This window comes from bacterium, assembly GCA_036524115.1.
Lineage (GTDB): Bacteria > JAUVQV01 > JAUVQV01 > JAUVQV01 > DATDCY01 > DATDCY01.
The window spans coordinates 1-2,753 of sequence record DATDCY010000005.1; the positions used below are offsets into that span (position 1 = coordinate 1).

3 protein-coding genes are annotated in these 2,753 nt (G+C 69.3%); all 3 read right to left on the reverse strand.

Annotated elements, in window-relative coordinates:
- On the reverse strand, positions 1 to 1,069 hold a 1,069-nt coding region (locus tag VI078_00235), incomplete at its 3' end, for an MCP four helix bundle domain-containing protein (GenBank protein HEY5997714.1).
- 146 nt (positions 1,070 to 1,215) lie between these two features.
- Positions 1,216 to 1,584, reverse strand: coding sequence for a response regulator (locus VI078_00240; protein ID HEY5997715.1), 369 nt, complete (start codon positions 1,582 to 1,584; stop codon positions 1,216 to 1,218).
- 88 nt (positions 1,585 to 1,672) lie between these two features.
- The coding region (locus VI078_00245; GenBank protein HEY5997716.1) for an AAA family ATPase at positions 1,673 to 2,753 on the reverse strand (1,081 nt) is incomplete at its 5' end.

Genomic DNA, 2,753 nt, shown 5'->3' on the forward strand with positions numbered 1-2,753 from the left:
TCCCCGCGATCTCGCGCATCGCCGCCACCGTCTGCGTCACCGCGCGCCCGCCCTCGCGCGCGTCCTCGGAGGCCTTCTGCGCGATCTTCGCCGTCTGCTGCGCGTTGTCCGCGTTCTGCTGGATGTTCGCGACCATCTGCTCCATCGAGGCCGAGACCTCCTCGACCGAGGCCGCCTGCTCGCTCGCTCCCTGGCTCATCTCCTCCGAGCCCGACGCCAGCTCCTGCGCCCCCGCCGAGACGTTGTCCGAGGCCTGCTTGACGTCCGCCACGACCTCGCGCAGCTTCACGAGCATCGTCTGCATCGAGCCGAGCATCTGCCCGACCTCGTCCCCGCCGGCACCGTCCACCGCGAGCGTCAAGTCGCCTTCCGAGAGCAGGTTCGCGACGCGCGCCCCCTCGGTGACGGGACCCGTGATACTGCGGGTGACGGCCACCGCGACGACGACGGCCAGCACGATCGCCGCCAGCAGCAGGATCGACATGAAGCGGATGGTCCGATTCGCGACGTCGCCGATTGTCTGCGACTGCTTGGCCATGTCCGCGTTGGCCTCCGTCGCCTCGTCCTTGGCGTTGGCCTCAGCGCGGTGGATCTCGTCCTTGACCTCGGCCATCCCCGCGTTCGCCTCGGCCGGCGTCTTCACCGCGCCGGCCTGCACCTGGGCCGCGACCTTCCTGAAGCCGGCGGCGTAGACCTGCACGTCGGCCTTGAGGGCGCGGACCATCTCCTTTTCCTTGTCCGAGAGCGCCACGTCCAGCTTCTCCAGGTCCGCGATCCGCTCCTGCGCGCTCGCGAGCTGGTCCTCCCACTGGCGCAGGTAGTCGACTTCCTTCTGCTTGTCGCCCATGTTGATGAAGAGGTCCTTCTCGTAGCGTCGCAGCGCGTTGACGTTGGCCCGCAGGCGCGAGGAGTGCTCGGCGACCTTCGCGTCGCCCGACAGCATCGCATCGACGACGCTCCGTATCGAGTTCACGCCCCAGAATCCCGAAGCACCCACGCCCGCGGTGAGCAGCAGCAGCACTGCGTACCCGAGCCCGAGACGCATTCCGACCCGCATGTCCTTGAGCATCTTCCCCCTCCTTTGCCTGCGGAGCCTCCAGGTGCCGTCCCCCGACAGCACCCGAGACGCTAACCCATTGCTAACAAGATCGTGCAGTCTTTCACAAGCCCCCCGACACCAATTCCTCGATCGCGATCTTCACCTGACTTTCCGCCTCAGGCCGAGCAGAAACGCTGGACGGCTTCGACGAGCTGCTGGGGTTGGAACGGCTTGACGATCCAGGCCTGCACACCGATGGCGCGCGCCTCCTGGATCCGCTCGGCGCTGCACTCGGTGGTCAGCATGATGATGGGGAGTCTCGCCAGGGCCGGACGGGACCGGATCTCCCGGGCGAGGCCGAGGCCGTCGAGCACGGGCATGATGCAGTCGCTGACGACCAGGTCGACGCCGCCGGCGACGATCCGCTCGAGCGCCGCCCGGCCGTCGCCGGCTTCCGCCACCGCGTACCCCGCCTGCCGGAGCGCGACGCCGAGCAAACCCCGGATCGCCGCGGAATCGTCGACCACGAGCACGGTGCCACCCATACGCTGCCTCCCGTCCCCGGTACCGAATCTTTCTAACACCGAACGGGGGGGACGGCAAGGCCGCGTCGCGTCGCGCGACGGTGGCGAGCTAGTCGACGACCTCCGCGTCCACGACCTCCGGGCCGGCGCCCTTCTTCCGCGCGCCGCCCTTGCCCTTCGCCCGCGGGGAGGCTCCCGCCTCGCCCCGCGTGAAGGTCAGCCCCTCGGACCCCTTCTCCCAGTCGGCCAGCACCGTGTCGCCCTCGCGGAACTGCCCGCCGAGGATGCCGCGCGAGAGCGGGTCGAAGACCAGCCGCTGCACCGCGCGCTTGAGGGGGCGGGCGCCGTACGTCGGGTCGTAGCCGACGTCGGCCAGGTGGTCCTTCGCACGCTCGCTGAGCACCAGCGTGATCTTGCGCTCCTCCAGCCGCCTGAGCAGCAGGCCGACCTGGATCTCCACGATCCGGCGCAGGTGCTCGCGCCCGAGGGCGTGGAAGATCACCGTCTCGTCGATCCGGTTCAGGAACTCCGGCCGGAAGGCCCGGCGCAGCTCCTCGGTCACGAGGGCCTTCATCTTCTCGTACTCGCGCTCGGCCATCCCCTGGATGTACTGCGAGCCGATGTTCGAGGTCATGATGATCAGGGTGTTGCGGAAGTCGACGTGGCGGCCCTGACCGTCGGTGAGGCGCCCGTCGTCGAGCACCTGGAGCAGGACGTTGAAGACGTCGGCGTGGGCCTTCTCGACCTCGTCGAAGAGGATCACGCAGTAGGGACGGCGGCGCACGGCCTCGGTGAGCTGCCCGCCCTCCTCGTAGCCGACGTAGCCGGGGGGCGCGCCCACGAGTCGGCTCACCGTGTGCTTTTCCATGTACTCGCTCATGTCGATGCGGACGATGTTCTCCTCGCTGTCGAAGAGCGCCTCGGCGAGCGTCTTGGCGAGTTCGGTCTTGCCGACCCCCGTGGGGCCGAGGAAGAGGAAGGAGCCGATGGGGCGGCGCGGGTCCTTGATGCCCGCCCGGGCGCGGAGCACCGAGTCGGCCACGAGGGACACCGCCTCGTCCTGGCCGACGACGCGCTTGTGGAGAAGGTCGGGGAGGCGCAGGAGCTTCTCCCGCTCGCCCTCCATGAGGCGCGTCACCGGGATGCCGGTCCAGCGCGCCACGATCTGGGCGATCTCGTCCTCGGTGACC